Origin of the sequence: Arthrobacter agilis (assembly GCF_002953615.1) — a bacterium.
In the GTDB taxonomy this organism is placed as follows: Bacteria; Actinomycetota; Actinomycetes; order Actinomycetales; family Micrococcaceae; genus Arthrobacter_D; species Arthrobacter_D agilis_B.
The window spans coordinates 3,213,439-3,217,503 of record NZ_CP024915.1 but is presented as its reverse complement, the minus strand read 5'-3'; the positions used below and the strand labels follow the sequence as shown (position 1 = coordinate 3,217,503).

The window sequence follows — 4,065 nt, the reverse complement described above, 5'->3', positions numbered from 1 at the left end:
CGGGCCGCGCTCCATCTCGCCGAGGCCGCCCGCCTGTACTCCGACGCCGGGGCGGATGAGAAGGCCCGGGAACTGATGGACCAGGTGCGTTCGCTCGCGGTGTGAGTCCCACTCCTGCCCCACGTGCACCAATCACCGACTTTCTGCTGGAGATCGTGGACACCGGGCCGGAGCGGTCCTAGCATTTCGTCCAGCACGATGACTCCTGGGGGAACAGGGCCGTGCGCGCACCATGGCGGCCGTGGCCGCTACTCGGCGCTGGGGCCGGTCAGAGCGTCTCGACGATCTCTCGCACCCCAAGGACAACCACCATGAAGGGTACAAGCACGCCTCTTGTCGCGGCCGCACTCGCGGTCGCACTCACCTCCACCGCCGGCGCGGCACTCGCAGCGCCCACCTCCGTTCCCTCGCAGCGCAGCTGGGCAGTCACCGCAGGTGAGCAGACGGAACTCGCCACTGGCCTCCTCGGCCCCCTCCGGGTCGCGATCGGTCGCGGCAACACCGCCTACGTGTCGCAGAACTTCGGCGGACAGCTCACCAGCGTGGACCGCAACGGAGCCCTTGCCACGCTCGTCGACAGGCCCGGCATCGAGGTCGGCGGCGTCTCCACGAACCACGGTGAGGTGTACTTCACCGAGAGCGCCGGCGGACCGGGTTCTCCAGACCCGTTCGTCGCGAACGTCAGCGTCCTCGAGAAAGGCACGGTCCGCATCCTCGCCGACCTCGCCGCGCTGGAGACCGCCAACAACTACGACGGCGCCAGTTCCTACGGTTTCCAGGACCTCACCCCGGAATGCGCGGGCCTGATCGCGCCGGAGCTCGCCCCTCTCGCGCTGCCGCATGGAGGAGAGACGTACTCGCATCCGTATGCGACGGCGGTGTCGAACTCCGGACGCTACGTCTATGTGGCCGATGCCGGGGCGAACGCGGTCTTCACCGTGGACACGCGCCGCAATACGGTGAGCGCAACGGTCCTCGAGCCTGTGGTGACGGTCATCACCGAGCAACTGTTCGCCTCCCTGGCGGACCAAGGGATCGTCCTGCCCGAGTGCGTGCTCGGCGCCACGTTCAACAGTGAGCCTGTTCCCACCGACCTCGAACTCGGTACGGACGGCCTCCTGTACCTGACGTCGCTCCCGGGAGTGCCGGAGGATCCCACGCTCGGATCGGTGCGCCGGCTCGACCCGGCGACGGGGGTCGTGGAGGTCATCGCGTCCGGCCTCACGTCGCCCACCGGGCTGGCCCTGGACCGACGGGGCAACATCTTCGTCGCCGAACTCTTCGCGGGCAGGATCTCGGTCATCGCTGCGGGGACCACTGAGGCTGTTCCCCTCCTGGAGGCGGTGCTGCCGGCCGACGTCGAGATCGACGGCAAGTACCTGTACGCCACCACCAACGCGCTGCCGAGCGGTCCCGAGCCGGCTCCTCCGGCCGGCGTCCTGCTGCGCACGCGCCTGGACTACAGCCGGCAGTAGCCCGATCACGACGACGCCGTGTCCCCGGCCGGGGGCACGGCGTCGTCGTGTGTGGACATGCCGGGCCGGTCGTACCTGCGGTCCAGCCGGGCGCAGCCATGCCCGCCGACCGCCTGCCGTCCTGGCCGTCCAGATGGTTGACGAGGTGGTGCGGTACGCGACGGCGGGCCGCCGGGGCTGCTAGTCCATCGAGGCGAGCAGGGCCTCGCAGGCGCGCTCGCACCGGCGGCACGCCTCCGCGCAGACGCGACAGTGCTCGTGCATCGAGGCATGCTGCGAGCACTCGTCACCGCACGCTCTGCACGCCGTGCGGCAGGCCTCGAGCACGGCCCGCGTCAGATTCGCGTCGTACCCCGTGTGCCGGGAGAGGATCCGCCCGGTCGTGCCGCAGATGTCCGCGCAGTCGAGGTCGGTCCGGATGCACTTCCGCAGGTCGGCCACCATGTCCTCGGCGAGGCAGGCGTCAGCGCAGGCCGTACAGGTCTGTGTGCAGTCGAGGCAGGCATCGATACACTCTGCGAGCAGGTCGCTGTCGAAGCCGTCCCGGTCCTGCGGGTAGGTGTCGAGCATGGCGCGGGCGTCGGACATGGTGTGCTCCTCGGGTCGGTACTGCGCGAAAGGGACGTGCTGGGACGGATCAGGGCCGGGACGGATCAGAGGTGGGACGGAAGCGGCGGATGCTGTAGACGATGAAAGCGGCGGCCAGCAGACCGGAGACCACGAGCCCCGATCCCACGCTCCATCCGCCGGGCAGCCACCAACGGTCGTCGAGGGGCCACCACCCCGGCACGGGACGGTGCACCCCCCACAGGACGCCGAGCAGGATGAGGATGAGTGCACCCGTGAAACTGAGCACGATGTTGCGGGTGCTCTTCACACCCTGGGCTGCTGCCGCGAAGGCCTTCCGCTTGACGGGCTGCAGCCAGCGCCGCGCCCACTCGTACTGCTGTGCGAGGACGGCGAGGCCGGCAACGAGGGCCAGCAGCCCCGGGCCGGGCAGCACGAGGGCGGCGAGGCCGATCAGCACCAGCAGCCAACCGACCACGAGCCCGATGATGCGGCTGGCACCGTGGGGCCGCGTACGCCCGGCGAACACTGCACCGTGCGGACGCCGTTGTCGAGGAGGCCGAGACATCAAAAATTCCTCAGTAGGCTTCGCATTCCACTATCGTTGAACTGATCAACGCTGGTGGCAACACCCGGCCGCATCAGGACCGGGCCCTTGCCTTCGGGCCGGAATCGCGGAATCAGGCGCAGCCGACGCGGCGTCACCACCAGCAGGACCAGGGACTTCCCGCACATCGCGGGCACAGAGAAGGAGATTGACATGATCGGATTCATCCTCGCCGGCCTCATCATCGGCGCCCTTGCGCGCCTCATCAAGCCGGGCAGGCAGAACCTCGGCCTGCTCGCCACACTGCTGCTCGGCCTCGTCGGTTCCGTCATCGGCGGCGCCATCGCGAGCCTGCTCGGCACCGGCAACATGTGGGAACTGAACATCCTCGGGTTCATCGTCTCGGTCATCGCGGCAGTGCTGCTGATCGGCGTCGCGGAGAGCGTCGCGGGTCGCCGTCACGTGAGGCGCTAGGACTTCCCGGCATCGGAAGGGGCGGCTTCGGCCGCCCCTTCCGCATGTCCGGGCCTTGTCGTCAGCACCTTCCGTGCACCGTGCCCCCGACGGCGGCACGCCTGCGCCGTCCCGCTCGTTCTCCCAGTACACGCGCCCATCCTCCTCCCAGCGTGCAGGTGTAGCGTTGACGCCAGATGGGGCAGAGATTCGTTCGGAAGGCTCAATCATGAACAAGAACTGGCGCTGGCTCCCCGCTGGCATCGTCCCGGTCGTCATCGTCACTGCTGCCGTGAGCGGTTCCGCCGTCGCCGAGGCCCAACCGCAGCTCCCCGCCAAAACCGCGCAGGAACTGCTCGAATTCGTGGCCACCAGTTCGGACGACGCCTATTCCGGCACCGTCGAGCAGTCCTCCAACCTCGGCCTCCCCGACATCGGACTCGCCACTCCCCCGGGTGGCACGTCCAGCTCGGACCCCACCTCCACCGCGCTCGAGCTGCTCACGGGCGAGCACACCGCGCAGGTCTACGTCGACGGACCGGACCGGGCACGCGTCCAGGTGCTCGACCAGCTGGCCCAGCGCGACGTCGTCGTGAACCAGGACGAGGTCTGGTTCTACGACTCCGCGGCCAAGGAAGCGACGCATGCCGCACTGCCCGACAGGGACGCCGCGAAGGCGCAGCTGGAGGCGACGCTCCAGGAGAAGGCCGCCGAGTACCCCGAACTGCAGGACGTCCCCCGCACTCCGGCCGAGCTCGCCCAGGTGTTCCTCGCGACGATCGACCCGAGCACCGAGGTGACCGTCGACGGCACCAGCCGTGTCGCGGGCCGCAGCGCCTACGAGCTCCTGCTGACACCCGAGGACGAGGCCACGCTGATCGGCTCGATCGCCGTCGCGGTCGACTCCGAGACCGGCGTCCCCCTCAGCGTCACCGTGCAGGCGAAGGGCCAGGAGGAAGCAGCCTTCTCGGCCGGCTTCAGCGACGTGGACTTCAGCACTCCTGACGCCGACACCTTCGACTT

The 4,065-nt window shown here is 69.2% G+C and carries 6 protein-coding genes; 3 read left to right on the top strand and 3 right to left on the bottom strand.

Features of this window, described 5'->3' with window-relative positions:
- The first annotated feature begins 311 nt into the window (after positions 1-311).
- Positions 312-1,475 carry a ScyD/ScyE family protein gene (locus CVO76_RS15765; protein ID WP_208740065.1) on the top strand — a complete coding sequence of 388 codons (1,164 nt, stop codon included), beginning with the start codon at positions 312-314 and terminating at the stop codon, positions 1,473-1,475.
- 180 nt (positions 1,476-1,655) lie between these two features.
- Here the strand turns inward: CVO76_RS15765 and CVO76_RS15760 are convergent, their stop codons facing one another.
- The 3 genes from CVO76_RS15760 to CVO76_RS15750 all read right to left on the bottom strand — a co-directional run bounded on the left by CVO76_RS15760 (position 1,656) and on the right by CVO76_RS15750 (position 2,804).
- Positions 1,656-2,063 carry a four-helix bundle copper-binding protein gene (locus CVO76_RS15760; protein WP_208740064.1) on the bottom strand — a complete coding sequence of 136 codons (408 nt, stop codon included), beginning with the start codon at positions 2,061-2,063 and terminating at the stop codon, positions 1,656-1,658.
- Positions 2,064-2,112: 49 nt separating this feature from the next.
- Entirely contained in the window at positions 2,113-2,520 is a 408-nt protein-coding gene (locus CVO76_RS15755) for a PGPGW domain-containing protein (protein WP_244186046.1), read from the bottom strand.
- Positions 2,521-2,609: 89 nt separating this feature from the next.
- Positions 2,610-2,804, bottom strand: coding sequence for a hypothetical protein (locus tag CVO76_RS15750; RefSeq protein WP_208740062.1), 195 nt, complete (start codon positions 2,802-2,804; stop codon positions 2,610-2,612).
- Between CVO76_RS15750 and CVO76_RS15745 the strand changes: the two genes are divergently transcribed.
- Together CVO76_RS15745 and CVO76_RS15740 are read left to right on the top strand one after the other, a co-directional pair.
- Positions 2,803-3,063 (top strand): GlsB/YeaQ/YmgE family stress response membrane protein, encoded by a 261-nt coding sequence (locus CVO76_RS15745; RefSeq protein WP_208740061.1) that lies wholly within the window; start codon positions 2,803-2,805, stop codon positions 3,061-3,063. The two genes, CVO76_RS15750 and CVO76_RS15745, sit on opposite strands and share 2 nt — an antisense overlap.
- 208 nt (positions 3,064-3,271) lie before the next feature.
- Positions 3,272-4,065, top strand: a 794-nt coding sequence (locus CVO76_RS15740) for a LolA family protein (RefSeq protein ID WP_208740060.1), incomplete at its 3' end; no start/stop codon positions are given.

Bases quoted from the DNA above. Each gene is read 5' to 3' on its own strand.
- CVO76_RS15765 (WP_208740065.1), top strand. From the start codon at position 312: ATGAAGGGTACAAGCACGCCTCTTGTCGCGGCCGCACTCGCGGTCGCA.
- CVO76_RS15760 (WP_208740064.1), bottom strand. From the start codon at position 2,063: ATGTCCGACGCCCGCGCCATGCTCGACACCTACCCGCAGGACCGGGAC.
- CVO76_RS15745 (WP_208740061.1), top strand. From the start codon at position 2,803: ATGATCGGATTCATCCTCGCCGGCCTCATCATCGGCGCCCTTGCGCGC.
- CVO76_RS15750 (WP_208740062.1), bottom strand. From the start codon at position 2,804: ATGTCAATCTCCTTCTCTGTGCCCGCGATGTGCGGGAAGTCCCTGGTC.